Here is a 22,834-nt window from a genome sequence, read left to right on the forward strand (position 1 = left end):
ACCGTCAGACCCGCCCAATTTGGGCGAAACGCGGGGGTTGGGCCTCTCCAGTCGGGCTACGCCCTCCCTGCGACGCCCAACCCCCGCGTTCTCATCCTGATTGACGCTGGATTCTCATCTTGTTTGTCGCGCTGCAGTAACAACTGCAACAGGTGCTTTTGCTGGTAGTCCAGAGGCCGCGCTGAACAACCAGGTTGAAGAGCCTGTTGTTCTGGAAACAAACGATGACTGGCAGCTTTACGCCGGATTGGCCGCGCTGACAGCTGTTGTGGCTTGCGCAGTTGCATGCGGCAGCGACGGCGGCGGCAGCAGCAGCACGACAACAACTTCAGTAGTACCAGCCAACTAAGTCGCTGTTGATACTTGTATTTTTAGGCCCTGCGATCCAGCGGGGCCTTTTGCGTTTTTCGAGCAATACTATCGGCAACAGCCAAGCTCCGGTTTCAGAACAAGTCTTCCAGTGATGGGTGCGCGACGCAGGCCCACGGAAAAACCACATTTCAGGAACGGCTTCAGCCAAATGCTTTTGCGTGACACGTGCGCTCACTTTTATCTGGAACGGGCCGATCATGGCCTCTGATATCTGTTGCAAGCACGAATCACTGCACGTGATTCTTGGTCGATGGGGCCTGCATTCTTTATAATTTTATATACTCTGCGGGTTGTGTCAGACACGACAGCCGTCTGTATCTCTTATAGATCCAATTCTTGTCATGATCCGGCCAGCGCCGTCTCGACAGCGTCCGTCACAGGACGCGCCAGTGGCGATGTCCGCGACCCCCAGGTTTCGATCACGGACCCGTCCGCCCCGATCAGAACCTTGTTGAAGTTCCAACGCGGCACGAACCCAGTCTGCGCCTTGACCCAGCCGTAAAACGGATGCGCGTTCTGCCCCGTCACACTGGTGATGTCCGCCATCGGCATATCAAGGCCAAAAGTCATTTCGCAGAATTCCTTGACCTCCGCCGCGCTGTCCAGTTCCTGCCGGAAATCGTCCGACGGGACCGCCAGCACCACCAACCCCTGCGCCCGATACGTGTCATAGAGGGACTGCAAATCTGCGTACTGGCGGGTAAAGGCGCATTGCGACGCGGTATTCACCACCAACACTGGTTGCCCTGCCCAGTCCGACATCTCCAACACTCCGCCGTCGATGGATTTGAACGTGACGTTCGGTGCCGCAATGGCCGCAAAGCCCGTAAGCACAGCCGCACATGTCAAAGCTAACAGTTTTCGCATTTCACACTCCACCATATCTCTCACGTTTGAGTTAGTGCGATCGCGGCACAGGTCACCCCCCTTTCATTTCACCCGCCATGCCCCAAATATAGGGACATCACCGGACAGAATCGGAAGGTACCCATGACCAAGTATTTCAAAGACCCCGACGTGATCAAAACCCTCTCGGCCGAAGAATTCCATGTGACCCAGCAATCCGGCACCGAACGGCCCGGAACCGGCAAACTGCTCGGCAACAAGGAGCCTGGGATTTACGTCGATATCGTTTCAGGTGAACCGCTGTTTGCGTCCGCTGACAAATACGAAAGCGGCTGCGGCTGGCCCTCGTTCACCAAACCGATCGAGGCCGCACATGTCGAAGAAATCCGCGATGCCAGCCTCGGCATGATCCGCACAGAAGTGCGCAGCAAACATGGCGACAGCCATTTGGGCCATGTGTTTCCCGACGGACCCCGCGATCGCGGTGGGCTGCGCTATTGCATCAACTCGGCCTCGCTCCGTTTCGTCCACCGCGACGATATGGAGAGCGAAGGCTATGGCGACTACATCAACCAAGTGGAGGACGTGGCATGAGCGACGCACGCGCAGTACTGGCAGGAGGATGCTTTTGGGGCATGCAGGACCTGATCCGCAAGAAACCCGGCATCAAGGGCACCCGCGTCGGCTATACCGGCGGGGACGTGCCCAACGCGACCTATCGCAATCACGGTACCCATGCGGAAGGGATCGAGATCATCTATGACCCATCGGTGATCTCGTACCGCGAACTGCTCGAGTTCTTCTTTCAGATCCACGATCCGACCACACCCAACCGGCAAGGAAACGACCGCGGCCTCAGCTACCGCTCGGCAATCTACTACGTGGACGAAGCGCAAAAGGAAATTGCGCTCGACACGATTGCCGACGTCAACGCCTCGGGCATCTGGCCTGGCAGGGTGGTGACCGAAGTCGAACCTGTCGGGGATTTCTGGGAGGCCGAGCCCGAGCATCAGGACTATCTTGAACGCGTCCCCAACGGTTACACCTGCCATTTCGTACGTCCCGGATGGGTCCTGCCCAAGCGGGCGGCAGAGTAAGGGCAAAGGGGTGGCGGCCAATGGGCGTGAAGGACTTACGCCTGTTCCCTCAGATAAAACTATGACAAGACCCTATTCAACTGCGCGTCGAAAGAGTTTTGAATAGACCATGGCAGTCTTGGTTGGGAACGGGTTTTATCTTTCCACTGCTCTGGGTGTCGGGGGAACGGCGGCCGAAGGTTCTGTCCTGTCCGCAAGTATCCTCGGAAAAGTCTACAATATTCGAACGAATGGCAGCACTGTGCCCGGTAACGCGGCGATGAATATCGGTGACAGCGTTATTGTTGACACCGACGACGATGGTAGTTTTGGCGACGAAACATCAACCACGCAGACGGATAACGACCGCTACGTTAACTCGACTGTCACCTACGCTGACGGGTCCACTTCGAATGTGACGCTTGAGCTTATCAGCCTGTCAGATGGGACCCAGGCCATCTTGGTGAATGACGGTGCGGCGAACAGCATCAATGCAGCATCTGACCAAATTCAATCCATCACGCTTGGTACCTTCGACACCGCATTTAACAACCGGTACAATCAAGCCAATTTTACCAATAGCATAACAAACACAGTCGTTTGCTTTTGCGAAAAAACACGTGTTCGAACACCGACGGGTGAGCGGAAAATCGAAGATTTGATCGTGGGCGATGAGGTTACAACAGCCCAAAACGGCGCGCAAAAGATCGTTTGGATTGGCCAACAAAAACTGTCTTCAGCACAACTTGTCGCGTCGCCGCATCTGAAACCTGTTTGTATCCGTGCCGGTGCACTGGGAGAGCGCGTCCCGGAAACCGACCTTTTGGTCTCACCACAACATCGCATGCTTATTGTCTCAAAGATCGCAAAGCGCATGTTCGGACAAAAAAAGATCTTTGTTCCTGCAATCAAATTGGTCGGTGCAGACAACATCGAGCAAGTGGCCTCTGTGGCGCCTGTGACCTACTTTCATATCCTGTTTGAAATGCATCAGGCCATCTTTGCCAACGGAGCTCTCGCGGAAAGTCTACACACTGGCCCTAACGCGCTTCAGGCATTGCATGAAAAGGCGCGCGAAGAAATTTTTGAAATATTTCCCGATCTGAAGGCTACAGGCCAGGCTGTTCCTCTTTCACATCCCACGGTTGAGAAACAGGCTCTGGTGAGCAGGTTTCTGACAAGACACAAACAGAACCACAAACAACTGGTACAATTGGAGCCCTCCGATGGTTCCTCATGAAATCTGAACGCTTTGAGGCACCAAGGCACGACGATATTGGGCAAGCGCAGCATGCAAAACTGTTGGCTCCTTCCAAACTAGTCTGCAGAGAACGATCAATCGCCGATTGAACAAACGATTTGCTCAGCTTTCAGCCTCCATGGCCTTCCTGCGAACATCCGAGCGCCCCAACTGAACAGAACACGCCCCTTACCGACGGTCACCTGCGTCCGCACGGTGACTAAGCGGTAAAATCCATAGCGCATTTGCGCAGACGAATTGAAACACGGGCAAAGCCGATCAGGTGACTCCAAGTGGCACCCTCGCATTGGAGTGCAGCAGATGACGCCTAAGACCTACTAGTCCATCGGCGTTGCCCTGGCCGCCTCCTTTGCCTATGCTCAGCCCCGCACCGGCTGGCTGTTTCAGACAGAGGCGTTGGTTGCCGATCTGGGTAACGGCGGCGATGTGTCTTCGACGCGCACGGCGCTCCGCTTTGCAGGCATCTATCAGGTCGAGACCGGACCCGCCGCAGGTATCGCCTTCAGCGTAGGCAAACAGCTTTATGACTTCGGCTCCGGCGCGGCAAAACTCTGAGACGATGTGAACGGGTTTTCCGTGTCAGCCCCCGTTCGCTTTGAGTTGGGACAAAGCGCGCATCCTTTTGTCGCGCCCTCGGTCCGCTGGGCCTATCAGGACGGCGCGATTGAGCTTTCGTTCCTAGCACGGCTAGAAGATGCCGAGTTCCGGTTCGGCAAATCAGGGCTTGCTCCGGTTGGCGTCGGGAAAGACAGCAACATCCCGGTCATACTGGCGCTTGACTACAGTCCCAACCCCGGCCTCTCGATCAGTGTGTTCGCAGGCGCCGCCTTCCGAGGCGAGCTGGAGCTTGAAGATGCGTCCGGCAACCGGGTGAGCAAGCAGGATTGTGACACCGCGCCGCTCGCCGGGTTTGCCTTCCGTCTGCGACTCTAGGCGACACATTCAGCCCGGGATTGCCAACAGGTCAGTGCGATAGCACCGCAGCCTCCTGCGCCCAAGGCACTTTCACCCCACAGCTACCCGTGGCCGTCCGGATGCTTCAACCGTGAGCGTCGCCTCCACGAACACGTCGCGCGCCTCTGTCTGTGCCGTCCGGATATCCCGCTCCACAACAATCTCGATATCGTCCGCCCCCGCAGCCAGAGCGGCCCCTGAGGCCGCAGTGCGCAACACGTCCTCCAACCGCGCCAATGCCAAGGCGGCATCCGCGAAATCCTCCGGCCCGCTTTCCAGATGAACCCTGAACCGCCCCTCGCTGGGTGCGGTTACAGTCCCGCTGCGCCGCATCATCACCCGGCCGACAACTGCCCCAATCGCGTTGGCCACGCCCGCATCCGCAGGCAAGATCACCTCGCATCCCAGCCGCTCCCCCACAGCCGGATAATAACTGGCCGCCGAAGCGCCCAATCCGACGACAGGCACGTTCAGGCCCGTGTCAATGCGCAAAACACCGAGATGCGCGCCCAGCCCTTTCTGCATCAGCACATGGGTGGCAAGGCCCTCGTCCAGCCCCTCTTCGCCCAATGCCGCCTGCAACAGGGCAATCGCGGTCTGATGCGTCAACCTGTTCACGATCATCTGCGCCATCTGCACAGGGTCGCGGGCCAGCACCTCGCCCGCCCCCGTGCGCCGCCTGCCGAACAGTTGCAAGGCCATGCGCGCCGCCTCCGCATCCCAACTCTGTAACCGGCCCAGCACATGCGATGCGTCCGAGGGCGTCACCGCCGAAACCTGCACCAAGCCGCGCTCCACCAGCCGCTTGAGGGCCCCCTGCTCCATCCGGGTGCGCAACACAGACGCCAACGGATGCACCAGATTTCCGATCCGTTCCAATACCATGGCATCCCGTGCCGCCAGACCTTCGGCATTCAACCCCGGAACGGCACGCACAAAACGTCCGTCATATTCTCCCGGCGTCGTGGCACGTAGCTGCGCGTCAAGGGCAGGCAGCACAACATCAGGGGCCTCGGCCGCCATCAACGCCACTGGCACGACACGGCGCGGCCCCAGGGTCACGCCCCCCCGCAGGCCTTCGCTGACGAAATGCACTTCGCTGTCGCCGCCAAGTCCGGTTGTGCGCATAGCCACCGCCTCGACCATGGTTCGGTAAGGTCCAACCCGCGCCCCGTCCGGGTCAATCGCGGGGCGGCCACCTTTCAACATGGCCACATCCGTCGTGGTGCCCCCTATGTCACTGACCAATGCATGCTCGATCCCCGTCAGCCACCGAGCGCCGACGATCGACGCGGCAGGCCCGCTCAGGATCGTTTCAATCGGTCGGGCCCGCGCTTGCGCCGACGACATCAAGGCGCCATCGCCGCGCACCACCATCATGGGCGCCACCACCCCAATCTCGCGCAGCACCGCCTCGGCCCGCCCGATCAACCGGTCAATCATACCGATCAGGCGCGCATTCAACACCGCGGTCAACGCCCGCTTGGGTCCGCCCAGCTTGGCCGACAGTTGATGGGACGCGGAGACCGGACGGCCCGTGATCTGGCGCACCAGCGCCGCCGCCCGCTGCTCATGGGCGGGATTGCGCGTGGCAAACTGTGCCGCGACGGCAAAGCCGCTCACATCCATCTTATGTGTCTCTAAAAAAGCAATCAGGCCCGCTTCGTCCAAAGGCGTGGCCTCGGTTCCGTCATGCACATGGCCCCCGGACAAAACGCAGACCGGATCGCCCTTCAGCGCCTCCGATAGTCCATGGGTTTCCAAATCCCTGGCCGCAAACCCGATATAGATCAGGGCCACACGTCCGCCCTGCCCCTCGACCAGCGCATTGGTGGCAAGGGTCGTCGACAGGGACGCCATCGAAATCTCGGAGGCATCCACCGACGCCTCGGCCAGAACCGCGCGCACCGCCGCACCCACCCCGATCGCAAGATCATGGCGGGTGGTCAGCGCCTTGGCCCGCGCCAAAACGTCGGTGTCGTCACGAATGAGGACCGCATCCGTATAGGTGCCGCCGGTATCAACGCCCAGCAATATCGCCATGCCTGTTCCCTCGTTTTCCGACTGCCTTACTGTGGCTGTCCACGACCCGTCGCGCTCAATTGCGTCACCGCCCACCGCGCCGCATCCGCGACAGCCGGATCAGGGTCATTCATCAACGCATCAGCGGCCCCGCACAAGCCCGGATCACCCGAATTGCCAATGGCATACAGCACATTGCGCACAAACCGGTCCCGCCCGATGCGCTTGATAGGCGATCCGGAAAACCGCGCCCGAAACGCCATATCATCGAGCGCAGCCAACTCTGCCAGGGGGGGCGCGTCAACCGCCCCCAGATAGCGCATGTCGCTCGCTGCCACCGCGAACTTGTTCCAGGGGCACACCGCCAGACAATCATCACATCCGTAAATCCGATTGCCCAGCGCGGGGCGCAACGCTTCATCCACAGGGCCCTTGTGCTCGATGGTGAGATAGGAAATGCAGCGGCGTGCGTCCAACCTGTAGGGAGCGGGAAACGCATCCGTGGGGCAGACGTCCAGACAGGCCCGGCACGATCCGCAATGATCCCCCTCAGGCGCATCAGGCTCCAATTCCAGCGTGGTAAAAACAGACCCTAAAAAGGCCCAATTGCCCCAATCCCGGCTGACAACATTGGTATGCTTGCCCTGCCAGCCCAGCCCCGCGGCCTGTGCCAGCGCCTTCTCGGGCACAGGGGCCGTATCAACGAAAACCTTGATCTCGCCGCCTGCCTCGTCAATCAACCAACGGCCCAACCGCTTGAGGCGCTTTTTGACGATGTCATGGTAATCGCGACCCTGCGCATAGACTGAAACGGCCCCCAGTGCGGGACGCTCCAACACCGCCAGCGGATCATGCTCCGGCGCATAGCTTTCGGCCAGCATAAGCACCGACCGGGCCTCGGGCCACAACGCCGCCGGATTACCGCGCCAGGCCATGCGCTCCGCCATCCACCCCATCTGCCCGTGAAATCCCGCATCAACAAAGGCGGCCAGACGCTCCGCCACTTCGGGCACCGCATCCGGGCGACAGACACGCGCTGCCACAAACCCCTCTCCGAGGGCACGCGCAACAATTCGCTCTTTCAGCGCAGACATATCTTCTTTCGGCCAAAAGTATCCCGGGGCCTGGGGCAGAGCCCCAGTCCAACATCAGCCTCAAAAATCGAGGTCATTGTAATGTTTAGGCGGAGGGAACCCGGACACCTGATCCGCCAGAATCGACCGGAACGCAGGCCGGGATTTGATCTTGGCGTACCAGTCCTTCACGACATGCGACCGGTTCCAATCCACATCGGAAATATAATCCAGTGACGACAAATGAGCGGCCGCCGCAAAATCGGCCAACGTCATCACATCGCCCGCCAGCCAGCGACGGTGATCGAGCAGCCAGGCCATGTAGTCCAGATGGTACTTGATGGCCTTCGCCCCGTCCTTGACGTTGCGGCTGTCTGGAAAGCCCCGCCCCATGATCTTTTTGTTGACCCGCTCGTAGAGAAGTTTTGACGTCACCTCGTTGTGAAACTTGTCATCGAACCAGCCCACCAACCGGCGCACTTCCAGCTTTTGCAGCGGTTCACTCGGCATCAGGGACGGATCGGGGCGCGTCTCTTCGATATACTCACAGATGGCCGCGCTTTCGCACATCATCACGCCATCCAGGCGCAGTACCGGCACTTTGGCCGCCGGGTTCCGGCGCAGGAAATCCGGGTCCGGCTCCCAATAGCGTTCCTCGACCAGTTCGACCTCGATCTTCTTTTCAGCGAGGCTCAGGCGCACCTTTCGGCAAAAGGGGGAAAGCGGAACATGAAACAGGCGGGCCATTCAGTCTATCCAAATATGCTGCGACAAGGGGTCAGGCATGCATGCACCCGCGCGCGCCCTTTTTCAACTCTCGAAACACTGCGCCCGGCCATCCGCGCGGATCGTGGCCGCCCCGTCCAGTATCTGCGCGGCCCTTTTGCGAACAAAGGTGGACGGATCGCGTGCCGACCGGCTCTTGGGCGAGGGAAGGATCGCGGCCAGTCGTGCGGCCTGCACATCGCTCAACGCGTCTGCTCCGACGCCGAAATAGTGGCGCGCCGCCGCCTCGACGCCAAACACACCTTCGTCGAATTCGGCAACGTTCAGGTACACTTCCAGAATCCGACGCTTCGACCAAATCGCCTCGATCAGCGGCGTCATCCCCGCCTCCAGAACCTTGCGAATCCAGCTGCGACCGGGCCAAAGGTACACATTTTTCACGACTTGCTGGCTGATGGTCGATGCACCCCGATTGCCGCCGTCATCAATCGCACGGCGGATGGCCGCGACATCGAGGCCCCAGTGTCTGCAAAAATTGGCATCCTCAGCGGCCACAGCCGCCCGCGCCATGATCGGCGCAATGCCGTCCATCGGCACCCATTCATGCTCGATGGACCCCAATCGGCTCTTTTCCTGCATCATGTACAGCGTCGTGGGTGGATTCAGGACAGACCACAAAAATGTGCCCGCAATCGCCATCAGAAGCACGACACCAAACAGGCGGACGCCCCATACCAGCGCCCAACGCACCGGGCGGGAGGGTTTGTTTGCCTTGCTGCCTTTTTTGACTGATTTTCTGCTCTTTCGTGCCATGTCCCAGCTATAGGGCGGCCGACGGCGACTGTGAACTACTGCGTCGCCGCGCGCGCCAAAAAGGTGCCGATACGACGGGCCCCTTTGGCAGACGGGTGGATGCCGTCCAATGCAAACAGGCTCCGGTCGCTCGCGTCGATTGCGTCTTCACTGTCTATAAATTGCATGTCGGCCGTTTTGGTGGCCAAACGTGCCATCCGCGCGTCATATTCCACCAGATAGGGGCGGCAGCCCGCAAAACCGCCTGACCGGTAGCTGGCATAATATCCCATCCAGATCACGGCCGCTCCATCGCTACGCACAGCGTTGACAAAATCGGGCACCGCACCGGTCAAATTCGAGCTGATCAGCAGGTCAAGCACCGCATCACAGTTGCTGCACCCGCACAAGGCCATAAGGTCGTTGGCACCGCCATTCATCAAGACCACATCCCATGCGCCCGCGCGGTATCGGGCCCGCATATTGCGACGCTCCGAGGCGTTAACATATCGACCACCGGATACGGCCACGTTTTCGACTTCCGCGCCCAGCGCATCACCCATCTGGGATGGAATATCGCGGCCCGTCCACTGGTGCCATGCCAGCAGACTGTCGCCCACGGCAAGAATACGCAGCGGTTCAGCGCTCAGAGCACCGGCCCAAAAAACAGCCATGATCATAAACAATCGCATGCTGTGTAAGCTAATGCGCAAAAGCGCTCTGACCAGCATACAACCCTTCATTCACCAAAAACCAAAAAATCTATTCAATTACAAAGTGTTAATTCCTAACGCGCGTTAAGTGATTCTGATATCTTAACGATCGTTAGGAAACGTAAATATGTCTTGAGAGGATTGGAGATGATTGAGACAACAACCAACATTCACCCCGGCGCAATTTTGCCGCAGCAACGCGTGCTGACCGCAACCGATGCTGCCTTGGTCTGGGTCCTGAAATGGTCAGGAAACGCCGATCATGTGATCGCCGCCAAACTGGAAACGATGCCAAGCCGCGTCGCGAATATCCTCGCAGAAACCAGCCATATCGGAAGCCGCGACCAGGCGACCAAAATGATCGCCCAGCGCCAGAAATAGGCTCTATTCGGCCGGAATAGCGTCCTGCTCGATGCTCAGCGGTGCAGGCAAGTGCACCAGCATCTCTGTCGGACACACCTGCAGGAAGTTGCGCTGCTCCACATCCCAATGTTGCAGGATTTCGGCAGCCTTCCGGCTGCCCGTTTCATCCAGATGACGCCTTATCAAGGTTTCAAGCTGTTCCATCCAGTGCGGCACTGTCACCGGGCAGGTAACCAGTGTTTCCATGTTCATCAGCTCCTGAACCTTGCCCTCCGGATCATAAAGATACGCCATACCGCCGGTCATCCCGGCCCCGAAGTTTGCGCCGATCTCTCCCAGAATAACCGCCACGCCGCCGGTCATGTATTCACACCCGTTGGACCCACAGCCTTCGATCACCACATGAGCGCCGGAGTTACGCACGGCAAACCGCTCACCCGCGCGACCCGCAGCAAAGAGGAACCCATCGGTCGCACCATAGAGCACGGTATTGCCGATAATGGTGTTCTCGGAGGCCACGATGGGCGAGGCCATTGGCGGACGCACGACGATGGTGCCCCCCGAAAGGCCCTTGCCCACGTAATCATTGGCATCGCCAGACACTTCCAACTTGAGCCCCGGTGCCGCAAACGCGCCCAGGGACTGCCCCGCGGAGCCGGTCAGTTTCACAGTCAGGTGGTCGCGCTGCAGCGTGTTGCGCATGCCGAACTTGCTGACGATATGGCTTGAAATGCGGGCACCGACCGTCCGGTGTGTGTTTTGCACCGCATAGCTCAGCTGCATCTTCTCCCCATATTCGAGGAACCGGGCCGCATCGCGCACAATTTGGGCGTCCAGCGTATCAGGCACCGCGTTCCGCTCCTTGTCGCGGTTATAAACGATTTCTGCCGCGCCATCGACGGTGATCAGCAATGGGTTGAGATCAAGGTCATCCAGATGGGCGGACCCACGGCTGACCTGCGCCAAAAGATCCGCGCGGCCAATCACGTCATCCATGCTGCGCGCCCCGATCGAGGCCAGCAACTCGCGCACTTCCTGCGCGTAGAACGTGATCAGATTGACGACCTTGTCCGCGTTCCCGGTGAACTTGGCACGCAAGTCTTCATCCTGCGTACAGACACCGACGGGGCAGGTATTCGACTGGCACTGGCGCACCATGATGCAGCCCATCGCGATCAGTGCCGCCGTGCCGATGCCGTATTCCTCGGCCCCCAGCATCGCGGCCATGACGATGTCGCGCCCAGTGCGCAACCCGCCATCCGTACGCAATGTTACCCGTTCGCGCAGGTTGTTCATGCTTAGCACCTGATGCGCCTCGGTCAGACCCATTTCCCATGGCAGACCAGCATATTTGATCGACGTCGCCGGGCTGGCCCCGGTGCCACCGTTATGGCCCGAGATCAGGATCACGTCCGCCTTGGCCTTGGCCACACCAGCAGCAATCGTGCCAACACCGGAGCTTGCCACCAGTTTCACCGTCACCTTGCAGCGGGGATTGATCTGTTTCAGGTCATAGATGAGCTGCGCCAGATCCTCGATGGAATAGATATCGTGGTGCGGCGGCGGAGAGATCAGCGTCACGCCCTTGGTCGAGTGCCGCAACCGCGCAATCAGGTCGGTGACCTTCATGCCGGGCAACTGGCCACCCTCACCGGGCTTGGCCCCTTGGGCGACCTTGATCTCCAGTTCTTCGCACTGGTTCAGGTATTCGGCAGTCACACCAAATCGGCCCGACGCCACCTGCTTGATCTTGGCGGACGGATTGTCACCGTTGGCTTCGGGGTGGAAATGCGCGGGATCTTCGCCGCCCTCGCCACTGTCCGACTTGGCCCCGATCCGGTTCATCGCCACGTTGAGTGTCTTGTGCGCCTCGGGCGACAGCGCCCCCAGCGACATGCCCGGCGTGACAAAGCGTTTGCGGATCGACGTCACGCTTTCGACTTCTTCCAGCGGAATCGCTTCGCCCATGGGCTTGATGTCCAGCAGATCGCGCAAATGGATCGGTGGAGCCGAGCGCATCTTGGCGCTGTACTGCTTCCACATCTGGAACGACGCCTTGTTGCAGGCCATCTGCAACATATGCATGCTCGACGCTTCCCACGCATGAGTCTCGCCTTGCGCGCGGGCTTTGTAGAAACCGCCGATGGGCAGCACATTCGTGCCGGTCCATCCCAGCGCATGCACCTGTTCGGCTTTGGCCTGAATACCGGTGACGCCGATGCCGCTGATCCGGCTGGTCATGCCGGGGAAGTATTCGGCGACCATGGCGCGGCTCAGGCCGACGGCTTCGAAGTTCAGACCGCCGCGATAGGAGGACACGACCGATATCCCCATCTTGGCCATGATCTTGAGCAGGCCCTGGTCGATCGCGTTGCGGTAGCGGGCGACCGCTTCGGTCAACGTACCGTCGATCAGGCCCCGATCAATCCGATCGGCCAGCGAATCTTCGGCAAGATAAGCGTTGACGACCGTGGCGCCGCACCCGATCAGGACCGCAAAATAATGCGGGTCGATACATTCAGCACTGCGCACGTTCAGCGAACAGAATGTGCGCAAACCCTTGCGGGTCAGATGCGAATGCACGGCACTCGTGGCCAGGATCATCGGCATCGCCACGCGGGCGTCGTTCGAGTGTTGATCCGTCAACACGATATGCCCGGCGCCAGAGCGCACGGCATCTTCCGCCTCGGCCCTGATCCGGGCCAATCCGGCGCTCAGAGCACCCCTACCGGCCTCGAAGGAACAATCGATTTCGACCAGTTCAGCGTTGAACCCGGACACGATCCAATCCCACTGCGCATTGCCGACGAAGGGACTGTCGAGGGTTATGATCTCCGTCTGTGCGCTGCTTTCATCCAGCACGTTCTTGAGGTTCCCGAACCGTGTCTTGAGGCTCATCACCCGAAACTCGCGCAGGCTGTCGATGGGCGGGTTGGTGACCTGACTGAAATTCTGACGGAAAAAATGGCTCAGCGGGCGGTACTTTTTCGAAAGTACGGCACTGGGCGTATCGTCCCCCATCGAAGCAAGGGTTTCCTTGCCGTCCTCGGCCATCGGCGCGAGGATGCTCTCCAACTCTTCGATGGAATATCCGGCCGCAATCTGGCGACGACGCAACTCCTCACCGGTAAAAATCGGCGTTTCAGTCACGGCGGACAGTTCGGAATCCAGTTCCTTGATCTTGCCGACCCAGTCCCCGAAGGATTGGCTTGCCGCCAGTTTGTCCTTGATTTCAGTGTCGTAGAACAGCTTGCCCTCTGCCATGTCGACGGCCAGAATCTGGCCGGGGCCCAAAGCACCCTTTTTGATGACATTGGCCTCTTCCATAGGCACCATCCCGGTCTCGGAGCCCGCGATAACCATACCATCGCTCGTCACGACATAGCGCATCGGCCGCAATCCGTTACGGTCCAGACCGGCACAGACCCAGCGCCCATCGGTCATGGCAAGGGCGGCCGGACCATCCCAAGGCTCCATCACGGAGTTGCAATAAGAATACATATCGCGCCACGCCTGCGGCAATTCCACCGCCTGCTTGGACCAGGATTCAGGGACCAGCATCGTCTTGGCCATGGGCGCATTGCGACCGGCTCGTACCAACACCTCGAACACGGCATCCAAAGCCGCCGAATCCGACGATCCGCTTGGTACAATCGGCTTGATGTCTTCGGCCATCTCGCCAAAAGCACCCGAAGCCATGCGGATTTCATGGCTCTTCATCCAGTTGAGGTTGCCCTTCAACGTGTTGATTTCACCATTATGGGCCAGCATGCGGAAAGGTTGGGCCAGCCACCATTGCGGGAAGGTGTTGGTGGAATAGCGCTGGTGATAGATCGCAAAGGCCGAGCGGAAACGCTCGTCCATCAGGTCGGGATAGAACTCCGCCACCTGCTCGGCCAGCATCATACCCTTGTATATGATCGACCGGCATGACAGCGACGCTATATAAAGGCTCGGCACCTGCGCCGCCAAGGCTGCCTTTTCGATGCGGCGACGGATCACATAAAGCTCGCGCTCGAATGTCTCTTCATCGACACCCTTGGAATTAGAGATCAGGATTTGCTCGATCTCCGGGCGGGTCGCGTTGGCCTTTTCACCCAGGCAATCGATCTTGACCGGCACGTGCCGCCAACCATAGATATAGTACCCCATCCGCAGCACTTCGGTCTCGACAATGGTCCGACAGGTTTCCTGCGCGCCAAAATCAGTGCGCGGCAGAAACACCTGGCCAACAGCCATCAACAACTGTCGGCTGGGCGTGTGGCCCGTGCGCTCGATCTGATCATAGAAAAACTCGACGGGGATCTGCACGTGGATGCCGGCACCGTCGCCGGTCTTGCCATCCGCATCGACGGCACCCCGGTGCCAGATCGCCTTGAGTGCCTTGATGCCGTTTTCGACGACGGCCCGACTGGGCGTGCCATCGACAGACACAACAAGGCCAACCCCGCAGGACGAATGCTCTTCGGCTTCGGAATAAAGACCGTTTTCGGCCATGAACGTGCGTTTGGCTTCCTCACGGCGTACCCAATCGGCATCATATTTGGTCATTGGTCTGATCCTTTCGTGATCGGCACAAAGCGGGCAAGGGATGCCTCGCACTCATACAGAGGTGTTGTGGTGAAAAATCCGGGCTCTCCCGGATAGATAAATTCGATGGGCGTGCGGTCGTGCTCTTCGGTGTCGTCCCCTTGCGAAATGGTCGTCACGCCGGGAAAAAAGCGGCGATGCTTGACGGACACGAATTCGCGGCCCTGCACCTGCAGATCACGGCCCATCGTGCTTTCGTGGCGCGCACTGAATTCCGTGCCCAGCAGAGGCTCGCCATCGATCACGACGTCATCGCCTGTCAGACGGTCAAAACCGACAACGCGGGTGACGCCCTGTGTCCCCGCAATGATGAAATCATAAGTGTCGATGCCCGTGGCCAACAACTCGCTCAGGCTGGCCGGATCGTCTGCAGGCTGGCGCAATGCGTCTTGCCGCGTTGGAAACAGGTCGTAGCTTTCCAGCCATTGAGTCTCAAAATCGATCTTGGACAGAAATACCGGCCCGTCACGGTCGAACATCAAGCGCCAGCTCGAACCCGGCTGATCAGCTTCGCATGTATAGATATTGTTGACCAGGCAATCGCGGTTTTGCGTGGTGACAACACCAACACAGCCGTCGGGCGGATAATACCGGCTGTCGTCGCCCTGCGCCGCAACACGCACAGGCATCAGGGCACATCCGGCGATCAGAACAAGCGCGCGGATCATTCGTCTTCACCCATATAGCCTTGCAAGGCCAACACCTCGGCGCGGGTCAGATGCTTGTGGCCCTTGCTCTCATAGGCAAAGCTGTCCGGCTTGTGATCCACATAGATTTCATGGGTCAGCTCAAACCCGCTGGCATCATCGAAAATACCAAGCGGCAGATCCGTCGTCCCGAACCATTTATCCTCTCTGGTGTGCCGGAAATACACGTTGGTGCCACAGTCGCGGCACCATGCGCGTTCCGCCCAGTCGCTGCTGGCGCGCGTCGCAATACGATCCGCCCCATGCCATGTCAGATCTTCGGTCTTGATGCTGACCTCAAGCAAGGCCGATCCGGTCCAGCGGCGGCAGGGTTCGCAGTGGCAAATGGAAAACGTGGCAGGGACATTGCGTGCGTCAAATCGCACCGCCCCGCACAGGCATCCTCCGCTGCGTGTTGTCCCTTGTCCGCTCACATTAGTCCTTTGTTTGTTTTTTGGCGCTTTCATGTCAGCTTTGCTGACCCAGCTCATTCATTTTCTTTTCATTTTCCGGCATTTTACCAAAATCTATATTTTGGTCATCAAACTGCGCATTCAATTGAAGTCGCGCGTAAATCGCGTGTTCCACCGGCTTTGAGACGGCGCATTCCTCGGCCAGAAGTTCACAGTTTCACTCAGCTGCCACCGCTTTGGATGCCGCATTCATCTTCTCCAGGATCGCCTCGGCACAGTCGCGCCCATCCCGGATCGCCCAGACCACGAGCGACGCGCCGCGCACGATATCCCCCACCGCGTAGACGTCGTCCAATTCCGTTTGGCCGGTGGTAAATGCCGCCTTGACGGTGCCCCACCGCGTCACTTGCAATGCGGGCGTGTCCCAGAGCGTCGGCAGGTCTTCGGGTTCGAACCCCAGCGCCTTGATGACCAGATCGGCCTCTTCGACATAATCGGCCCCCTCGATCACTTCAGGTGCCTGACGCCCCGTGGCATCCGGCGCGCCCAAACGCATCTTCTGGACCATGACGCCGGCAACTTTTTCACCGTCGGTGGCAAAGCCTTTTGGCGCGCTCAACCATTCAAAGATCACGCCCTCTTCTTCGGCATTCTGCACTTCGCGCTGGCTGCCAGGCATGTTCGCGCGATCGCGGCGATACAGGCACTTCACGCTTGTGGCCCCCTGGCGGATCGACGTTCGCACACAGTCCATCGCCGTATCGCCACCGCCGATGACGACGACTCGCTTGCCTTCGGCGTTCATCTGACCGCTGTCGAATTCGGGTACCGCATCGCCAAAACTTTTGCGGTTGCTGGCCGTGAGAAAGTCGATGGCCTTCTCGATCCCGGCCGCGTCGCCGTTCGGCATTGTTACATTGCGACTTTTATAGACACCCGTGGCGATGATGACGGCGTCATGAGCGGCCCGGATATCGTCAAAACTGATGTCTTCGCCCACATTGCAGTTCTGTTTGAAGGTCACGCCGCCCAGCGCCAACTGATCGTTGCGGCGCATCACGATGTCTTTCTCCAGCTTGAAACCGGGGATGCCATAAGTCAGCAATCCGCCCGCACGGTCATAGCGATCATAGACGGTAACCTGCACGCCCGAGCGGCGCAAAACATCCGCCGCAGCCAACCCGCCGGGGCCTGCGCCGATGATCCCGACACTTTCGGTGCGCTCATGCGCAGGCTTGATCGGCAGCACCCAGCCCTCTTCCCAAGCGGTGTCGGTGATGTACTTTTCCACTGATCCGATGGTCACGGTGCCGTGGCCGGATTGCTCGATAACACAGTTGCCTTCGCACAGACGGTCTTGCGGGCAAATACGGCCGCAAATCTCTGGGAATGTGTTGGTCGCCTGGCTGACCTCATAGGCTTCCTTCAAGCGCCCTTCGGCCGTCAAACGCAGCCAGTCGGGAATGTTGTTGTGCAACGGACAGTGCGTCTGGCAATATGGAACCCCGCATTGGCTACACCGCGACGCCTGCTCCTTGGCCTTGGCATCCGCGTACTCGGCGTAAATCTCTCTGAAGTCCTCACGACGAACCCCCGCCTCCCGCTTGGAAGGCATATCCCGGTCGATCTTCACGAATTTCAGCATCGGTTGCTCAGCCACGGCACGCATCCTCCCAATCCAAACAGTTTGCGGTGTTTATGACATCGCGAATGAAAATAAAAGTCAGCAAGGCTGTCCTATATATGAAAAAGTTTGGCGAAAGAGCTGTTTTTCGGCGATTGATATAGGAATTTAATTCCGATACGGACCTAAATTCAGTCTTTGCGTTCAGAATCAGAGACTTGTAATCATACGACATAGTAAAGGTGTATCACGCATGACTCTGTTTCAACTATTGATGGTAGCAATCATTCAGGGCGTGACGGAGTTCTTGCCTGTTTCCTCTTCTGGGCACCTTATCTTGTTGCCGCAACTGACTGGAACGCAAGATCAAGGATTGGCAATTGATGTCGCTGTCCATGTCGGGACCTTACTCGCCGTCATCCTGTATTTTTGGCGTGATGTCCGCATCGCGGCCTTTGGTACTTTTCGGCTGATGAAAGGCAAAGTCGACACCCAAGGCGCATTCCTCGCCTTATGTTTGATCGTGGCGACGATTCCGGCGCTGATCGTCGGACTAATCATCAAAGTCACGGGTCTGGACGAAGCGATGCGCTCGGTCGCCGTGATCGGCTGGACGATGTTGATTTTCGGATTGGTGCTTTATTGGGCTGACATGACTGGCGGGACAGAGAAAACATCTGATCGCTGGACGATCAAAGATGCGGTGATCATGGGGCTTGCCCAGTGTCTTGCCCTGATCCCCGGCACATCACGATCAGGAATCACCATAACAGCGGCCCGCAAACTGGGATATGAACGCGAAGGGGCGGCCAAGCTCGGTATGCTGATGTCGATCCCGGTGATCGCGGCCTCGGGCGTGGTTCTCAGCATCGATGTGGTGCAAGAGGCAAATTGGGATCTCATGCGCAACGCAACGATTGCCGCTTTCTTCGCGTTCCTCGCCGCTCTTCTGGCACTGGTTCTGATGATGCGGCTTTTGCGAAGCGTCAGTTTCACGCCATATGTCATCTACCGCGTGATTCTTGGAATCGGGCTACTGATCTGGGCCTATAGTTAGGTGCGCAGGTTCTTGGCGCTTTCCTTGATGGCCGCATATTGGCCCGAAGGGCGGAAGCGCCACAGGTAATCCGGCAATATCGATTCGAGGGCCACAGGCTCAATCCCCAGGTCAGCAAAATTCTTGGCATCCTTGCTGACGACATTGTCGTTGCGCAAATTGCGGACCTGATCGCGCGTGATTTGCGCCGGAAGCAAGCCAAGGGTCACCTTGTTGGCCATATCGAACCCAAAACCCATGATGTTAGCCACAAAGAACGGGATATTGACGACGGCACGGCGGCGGCGGATCACTTTGAGCATGGTGTCCATCAAAGAGCGGAAATCGCGGACGTCCGGGCCACCAAGTTCATAAACGCCCGGCGCCACGTCAACAGTCAGGGCGACCTCGGCGGCTTTCGCAACATCGTCAACGTAAACAGGCTGGAATTTTGTATCAGCACCAACAACGGGCAGGATCGGACCCAATCGCGACATTGACGCAAACCGGTTAAAGAATTGGTCTTCAGACCCAAATACGATCGAGGGGCGCAGGATAACGGCGTTTGGCATATGTTCCAATACGCTCGCTTCGCCCGCAGCCTTGGTCCGGGCATACTCGCTTTCACTGTTTGCATCCGCACCAATCGCAGAGATGTGCACCATTTGAGGCACACCTTGCGCCTTGGCAATGCGGGCCACACGGTCGGCACCGTCCGCCTGAACCGACCCGAACGTATTCTTGCCACTCGGCGCGAGAATTCCGACGCAGTTCACCACTGCATCGGCCCCGGTCATGGCCGCAGCCACTGAAGCGTCATCACGGATATTGCAAAGCAAAGGTTCCACCTGTCCGACAACGCCATAAGGTTTGACAAAAATCGCTTCGTTGGGCCGACGCACGGCGACCCGCACGCGCCAGCCTGCCTTGGCCATGCGGCGGGCAATATAGCGCCCGACAAAACCCGACCCGCCGTAAATGGTGACCAGTTTGGACATGACCTGCTCCTTGCGCACAATTCAACATCTGGTCTATCGCTCAGCCCGCGTCCATTCAAGACGGCAATTTAGCGCGCTGATCCATCTTTCTTTGCTCGCGCAAATCCCTGCCAGAGGTGCAGCACGTGTATCGTAAGCAGTGACCAGAATCCCGTTGACACCTCAGCACACTGCGCTTAAACGCCTGTCACCAACCCGTGCCCAGATGGCGGAATGGTAGACGCGCTAGCTTCAGGTGCTAGTGTCCGTATGGACGTGGAGGTTCGAGTCCTCTTCTGGGCACCAAGTTTTCTAAATATTCCCATATTTTATTGACATACAAGGCTTTTTCGGATCGCTTGGTACAGAGAAGTCGGTACAGAGTGGTACAAATGTCAGCTTCGCGCTACCTCAAGAAATCACCTGCTAAGGGTACCTACAGCTACAGACGGGCAATCCCTGCCGCTTTAGTCGCAGCGTACGGCAAGCGAGAAGAAAAGGTTTCACTTGGCACCACTAACCTTTCAGTAGCTTTGGTAGCCGCCGCAAGAGTCAACCAACAGGTCGAGAAGCGCCTTCAAGGTCTCGGAGGTTTGGCTAACAATAAACGACTTCCCCCCCATGAACTCACTAATGCCGCCAGAAATCTTCTAGCAAAGCATGACATCCACCCTGACCAACACCCAACGCGGAGATATGGTGAAACCCGAGAGCAGTTTCTCACTAGGCTGGACGAATACTGGGAGCTACAAGGCGAGTTCATCGAACTTGAAGAAGAACGCTGGCCAGTGGACCTAACCACGGGACAAGAGGCTATGACCTCTCATGCTAGCTTAGGCAGGTTGCGGGGGAAGCCTGATATTCAGAGCATAGCGGTAGACCTGCTGTCAGGAAGACAAAATGCAAATCTCAAACCTACCCTTAGTGACGCAAAAGATATTTACCTAAGAATCAACGCTGAAAAGAGGCACCGAATGCCTCTCAAGCAGAAGAAGTATGAACAAACCATCAACCGTTTGACTATGGCACTGGCTGCAAGTCTGGGTAATGGGAGACCTTCTGTAGGTTTGAAAACACCTATCGAAGATATTGGCAGGGTTGACGCAAGAGATTGTTTGGACGCCTACAAAAAAAGTAACCCCAAGATGTCAGCGGCCACTATTGGCAAGTATACTGGGCTTCTTAATGCCATGTTCACGCTCGCAATCAGAGAGCTTGACATAAGCGGGAAGGACTCACCATTCAAAGCAATGCGGGACACTGAAAGGGAAGCACTGGAAGGCGAGGACAGAAGGTCCTTCAAACCAGACGAACTTAAAACTTACATCACACACCTTGATAATCTAGATGAACAGGCAAAACTGATTGGGCTTTTAATGGTGTGGACAGGTTGCAGGATGGCTGAAGCCAGTGGCCTTATGGTGCAGGACCTAACTTTAAGCGGTGATATTGCGCACGTCAAAATCAGGCCCAATCGCCTGAGAGGCTTGAAGAAGGGTAGCTTGTCGAGAAGCCCAGCATTGTTAGGTGGAGTTTTAAAGGGCTTGAAAGCCTACAAAATCCCAAGCGACCCAAACTCGGCCCTTTTTCCTCGATATGGTGGTGAAAGAGGGATGGATAACGTCTCTAATAAGCTGAACACTATAATCAGAACCAAGATGAACATCTCAGACACTAACTTAGTGGCTTACTCGGCCCGTCACACGCTGAAAGACAAGTTTCGTGCGGCCAGAGTTGAGGACAGATATGCTGATCTGATTATGGGCCATAGAACAAAAGACAGTAGCCGCATGGCTGAGAAATATGGGACGGGAACACCACCCAGCATCTTGCATGAAGCGATGTTACAAGCCCATGAAGTTGAGACTTGGGGTGACTTTGACAAGTAAGTCAACCATATTGCCACTCACAGGCCATTCAAGTCATCTTGTAGGTGTTACTAGCCTAAAGTCTGACCTTGCACGGTAACGTTACTGGCCGTCAGGTGCGCCAAATCATCAGGTTAGTTGGGTGGTGCAGGTTGACCCATCCTGAAAAATAGAATTTGATGACTTCTTCATCAGTCCCGGGGAACTATAAGATGAACGTTATCTTGCACCTTTCACTTTTTATACCAGCAGTATTGCTTGGAACATCAAGTGCGTTGGCCGCAGATTTGGTTGAGATACGAGGTATAAATATCAACTCCCACCCAAAGGAAGTCCTCGCCGAATTAGGCGGCGATTGCGTTATTCCAACACAAACTAAAAAAAGTGTCTTTGGTGTTGAGACAAATGCATACGTATGCTCAGACTTTCAATCCGTCTTTGCAACGGATGACGTTGTTTATGCGTTTAGCGTTAAATGTGCAACGACGCCAGTGTGCTCCGACTCAGAAGATTTAGAGGATGCTTACTCGAAGGTTGAGCAAGCCTTCGCATTGACTTTCAATGAAAAGCTCGGGGAAGCCGGATTTAAAAAGTGTGGAGATGCTCCCACTGGTGAAGAAATTTGCATTACGGACGCCACTATTTTGGGCCAAGGGTTTGGTGTAGCAGTGACTCGAGGCTCTGTTCCACTACCTCAACTCCCAATTGAAGATGAACAGCAGGCAAGTAATGATCTTGAAGAATGGGTTGCCGCGTCACCTTTTGGTGTTTCAGAAGGTAGTCTTGTTACGAACCTTGATGCAACTGAAGCTTTAGGTCGTGAGAGATATTCATTTACACCGCAAAAACCCCATTCACAGTTTTCAAACTACTCAGTTGTTGCTCCTGAAGGAGTTGGTGTATGAAGGCTTATCCCCTTTGTTCCGGCAAGACTAGATCCCGCATTCCCCAAGTAGATCTCTGATTTCGCTGTCTTGAACGTGATATTTTCTATATATATCATGGCGTTGGTTGCTGCGGAGGATGTGTTTCATGGATCACCCAGAGGGTGCGGGCTTGCAGCGGGCAGATCGTGTGGATTTTGACCCTCGCGTGCGGCTGGAATTCCGGGGCGCTCAGCTCAGTTCGGATGGCGGCCTTCTGGTGATGCGCGAGCTTGATGACGCGCTCGGTCTGTCCAATCTGGCGTCTGCTGCCCTGTGCGATAATCGCCGTGGCAAGAACACGATCCACCGGCTCGACGGGCTGTTTCGGCAATCGGTCTACGGCCGGTTGGCAGGATACGGGGACGTCAATGACGCCGACCGTCTCGCGCTCGATCCCGTGATGCGCCAGGTTGTCGGTGGCCGTGCCGTCGATGCGCATGCCGCATCCACGTCGCAGATGGGCCGGTTCGAGACCGAGGGACTGGCGACCGCAGAGAACCGGGCGGCTCTGTCTGA

At 57.5% G+C, this 22,834-nt stretch carries 23 protein-coding genes and 1 tRNA gene; 12 read left to right on the forward strand and 12 right to left on the reverse strand.

The window, feature by feature from the left end; translation table 11 throughout:
* Window positions 1-328: 328 nt before the first annotated feature.
* Both LC354_RS18855 and LC354_RS18860 read right to left on the reverse strand, forming a co-directional pair.
* Window positions 329-571, reverse strand: a complete 243-nt coding sequence (locus LC354_RS18855) for a hypothetical protein (RefSeq protein ID WP_223426791.1) — start codon at window positions 569-571, stop codon at window positions 329-331.
* Between the two features lie 140 nt (window positions 572-711).
* Complete coding sequence (locus tag LC354_RS18860) at window positions 712-1,239, reverse strand: glutathione peroxidase (protein WP_223426793.1); 528 nt, start codon at window positions 1,237-1,239, stop codon at window positions 712-714.
* A gap of 123 nt (window positions 1,240-1,362) precedes the next feature.
* Here LC354_RS18860 and msrB point away from each other — a divergent pair, with 123 nt between their 5' ends.
* From msrB to LC354_RS18885, 5 genes are all read left to right on the forward strand, one after another.
* Window positions 1,363-1,812: a peptide-methionine (R)-S-oxide reductase MsrB gene (msrB, locus tag LC354_RS18865; protein ID WP_223426798.1), complete on the forward strand. Its 450-nt coding sequence runs from the start codon at window positions 1,363-1,365 to the stop codon at window positions 1,810-1,812.
* The gene (msrA, locus tag LC354_RS18870; protein ID WP_223426802.1) at window positions 1,809-2,315 is read left to right on the forward strand and encodes a peptide-methionine (S)-S-oxide reductase MsrA; all 507 of its coding nucleotides are present in this window, start codon (window positions 1,809-1,811) and stop codon (window positions 2,313-2,315) included. Before msrB ends, msrA begins: the two co-directional genes overlap by 4 nt.
* 109 nt (window positions 2,316-2,424) lie before the next feature.
* The gene (locus tag LC354_RS18875; protein ID WP_223426804.1) at window positions 2,425-3,534 is read left to right on the forward strand and encodes a Hint domain-containing protein; all 1,110 of its coding nucleotides are present in this window, start codon (window positions 2,425-2,427) and stop codon (window positions 3,532-3,534) included.
* Window positions 3,535-3,951: 417 nt separating this feature from the next.
* Window positions 3,952-4,110 carry a hypothetical protein gene (locus LC354_RS18880; RefSeq protein WP_223426806.1) on the forward strand — a complete coding sequence of 53 codons (159 nt, stop codon included), beginning with the start codon at window positions 3,952-3,954 and terminating at the stop codon, window positions 4,108-4,110.
* Window positions 4,111-4,131: 21 nt separating this feature from the next.
* The gene (locus LC354_RS18885) at window positions 4,132-4,488 is read left to right on the forward strand and encodes a hypothetical protein (RefSeq protein ID WP_223426807.1); all 357 of its coding nucleotides are present in this window, start codon (window positions 4,132-4,134) and stop codon (window positions 4,486-4,488) included.
* Window positions 4,489-4,560: 72 nt separating this feature from the next.
* Here the strand turns inward: LC354_RS18885 and LC354_RS18890 are convergent, their stop codons facing one another.
* The 5 genes from LC354_RS18890 to LC354_RS18910 all read right to left on the reverse strand — a co-directional run bounded on the left by LC354_RS18890 (window position 4,561) and on the right by LC354_RS18910 (window position 9,796).
* Window positions 4,561-6,552 (reverse strand): hydantoinase/oxoprolinase N-terminal domain-containing protein, encoded by a 1,992-nt coding sequence (locus tag LC354_RS18890; protein ID WP_223426810.1) that lies wholly within the window; start codon window positions 6,550-6,552, stop codon window positions 4,561-4,563.
* Window positions 6,553-6,578: 26 nt separating this feature from the next.
* Window positions 6,579-7,625 carry a tRNA epoxyqueuosine(34) reductase QueG gene (queG, locus tag LC354_RS18895; RefSeq protein WP_223426817.1) on the reverse strand — a complete coding sequence of 349 codons (1,047 nt, stop codon included), beginning with the start codon at window positions 7,623-7,625 and terminating at the stop codon, window positions 6,579-6,581.
* Between the two features lie 60 nt (window positions 7,626-7,685).
* Complete coding sequence (gene fzlA / locus LC354_RS18900) at window positions 7,686-8,351, reverse strand: FtsZ-binding protein FzlA (protein ID WP_223426819.1); 666 nt, start codon at window positions 8,349-8,351, stop codon at window positions 7,686-7,688.
* Window positions 8,352-8,414: 63 nt separating this feature from the next.
* Window positions 8,415-9,143 (reverse strand): monofunctional biosynthetic peptidoglycan transglycosylase, encoded by a 729-nt coding sequence (gene mtgA, locus LC354_RS18905; protein WP_223426820.1) that lies wholly within the window; start codon window positions 9,141-9,143, stop codon window positions 8,415-8,417.
* Window positions 9,144-9,178: 35 nt separating this feature from the next.
* Window positions 9,179-9,796 carry an SGNH/GDSL hydrolase family protein gene (locus LC354_RS18910; protein WP_223426822.1) on the reverse strand — a complete coding sequence of 206 codons (618 nt, stop codon included), beginning with the start codon at window positions 9,794-9,796 and terminating at the stop codon, window positions 9,179-9,181.
* Between the two features lie 186 nt (window positions 9,797-9,982).
* Between LC354_RS18910 and LC354_RS18915 the strand changes: the two genes are divergently transcribed.
* The gene (locus LC354_RS18915) at window positions 9,983-10,216 is read left to right on the forward strand and encodes a hypothetical protein (protein ID WP_223426824.1); all 234 of its coding nucleotides are present in this window, start codon (window positions 9,983-9,985) and stop codon (window positions 10,214-10,216) included.
* Between the two features lie 3 nt (window positions 10,217-10,219).
* Here LC354_RS18915 and gltB read toward each other — a convergent pair whose 3' ends face one another.
* Genes gltB through LC354_RS18930 form a run of 3 tightly spaced genes read right to left on the reverse strand, consistent with a single transcriptional unit; the run spans window position 10,220 to window position 15,860 of the window.
* Window positions 10,220-14,749: a glutamate synthase large subunit gene (gene gltB, locus LC354_RS18920; protein WP_223426825.1), complete on the reverse strand. Its 4,530-nt coding sequence runs from the start codon at window positions 14,747-14,749 to the stop codon at window positions 10,220-10,222.
* Window positions 14,746-15,456 (reverse strand): hypothetical protein, encoded by a 711-nt coding sequence (locus tag LC354_RS18925; RefSeq protein WP_223426827.1) that lies wholly within the window; start codon window positions 15,454-15,456, stop codon window positions 14,746-14,748. Before LC354_RS18925 ends, gltB begins: the two co-directional genes overlap by 4 nt.
* Window positions 15,453-15,860: a GFA family protein gene (locus LC354_RS18930; protein WP_223426844.1), complete on the reverse strand. Its 408-nt coding sequence runs from the start codon at window positions 15,858-15,860 to the stop codon at window positions 15,453-15,455. The genes LC354_RS18925 and LC354_RS18930 overlap by 4 nt, the downstream gene beginning before the upstream one ends.
* On the opposite strand from LC354_RS18930, the gene LC354_RS18935 reads away from it, so the two are divergent.
* Window positions 15,760-16,071, forward strand: coding sequence for a hypothetical protein (locus LC354_RS18935; protein WP_223426846.1), 312 nt, complete (start codon window positions 15,760-15,762; stop codon window positions 16,069-16,071). The genes LC354_RS18930 and LC354_RS18935 overlap by 101 nt on opposite strands.
* A 33-nt stretch (window positions 16,072-16,104) precedes the next feature.
* On the opposite strand, the gene LC354_RS18940 is transcribed toward LC354_RS18935, so the two are convergent.
* Window positions 16,105-17,547, reverse strand: coding sequence for an NAD(P)-dependent oxidoreductase (locus tag LC354_RS18940; protein WP_223426828.1), 1,443 nt, complete (start codon window positions 17,545-17,547; stop codon window positions 16,105-16,107).
* Window positions 17,548-17,764: 217 nt separating this feature from the next.
* Here LC354_RS18940 and LC354_RS18945 point away from each other — a divergent pair, with 217 nt between their 5' ends.
* The gene (locus LC354_RS18945; protein ID WP_223426830.1) at window positions 17,765-18,568 is read left to right on the forward strand and encodes an undecaprenyl-diphosphate phosphatase; all 804 of its coding nucleotides are present in this window, start codon (window positions 17,765-17,767) and stop codon (window positions 18,566-18,568) included.
* Here the strand turns inward: LC354_RS18945 and LC354_RS18950 are convergent.
* Window positions 18,565-19,545 carry a complex I NDUFA9 subunit family protein gene (locus LC354_RS18950; protein WP_223426832.1) on the reverse strand — a complete coding sequence of 327 codons (981 nt, stop codon included), beginning with the start codon at window positions 19,543-19,545 and terminating at the stop codon, window positions 18,565-18,567. The two genes, LC354_RS18945 and LC354_RS18950, sit on opposite strands and share 4 nt — an antisense overlap.
* 199 nt (window positions 19,546-19,744) lie before the next feature.
* Here LC354_RS18950 and LC354_RS18955 point away from each other — a divergent pair.
* The 4 genes from LC354_RS18955 to LC354_RS18970 form a co-directional block, all read left to right on the forward strand.
* Window positions 19,745-19,830 (forward strand) — tRNA-Leu (locus tag LC354_RS18955).
* 86 nt (window positions 19,831-19,916) lie between these two features.
* Complete coding sequence (locus tag LC354_RS18960; protein ID WP_223426838.1) at window positions 19,917-21,413, forward strand: DUF6538 domain-containing protein; 1,497 nt, start codon at window positions 19,917-19,919, stop codon at window positions 21,411-21,413.
* A 191-nt stretch (window positions 21,414-21,604) separates the two neighbouring features.
* On the forward strand, window positions 21,605-22,297 hold the full coding sequence (locus tag LC354_RS18965; RefSeq protein ID WP_223426839.1) for a hypothetical protein: 693 nt from the start codon (window positions 21,605-21,607) through the stop codon (window positions 22,295-22,297).
* A 127-nt stretch (window positions 22,298-22,424) separates the two neighbouring features.
* Window positions 22,425-22,834, forward strand: a 410-nt coding sequence (locus LC354_RS18970; protein WP_223421634.1) for a transposase, incomplete at its 3' end; no start/stop codon positions are given.

Source organism: Tateyamaria pelophila (assembly GCF_019966495.1).
GTDB classification, from domain to species: domain Bacteria; phylum Pseudomonadota; class Alphaproteobacteria; order Rhodobacterales; family Rhodobacteraceae; genus Tateyamaria; species Tateyamaria pelophila.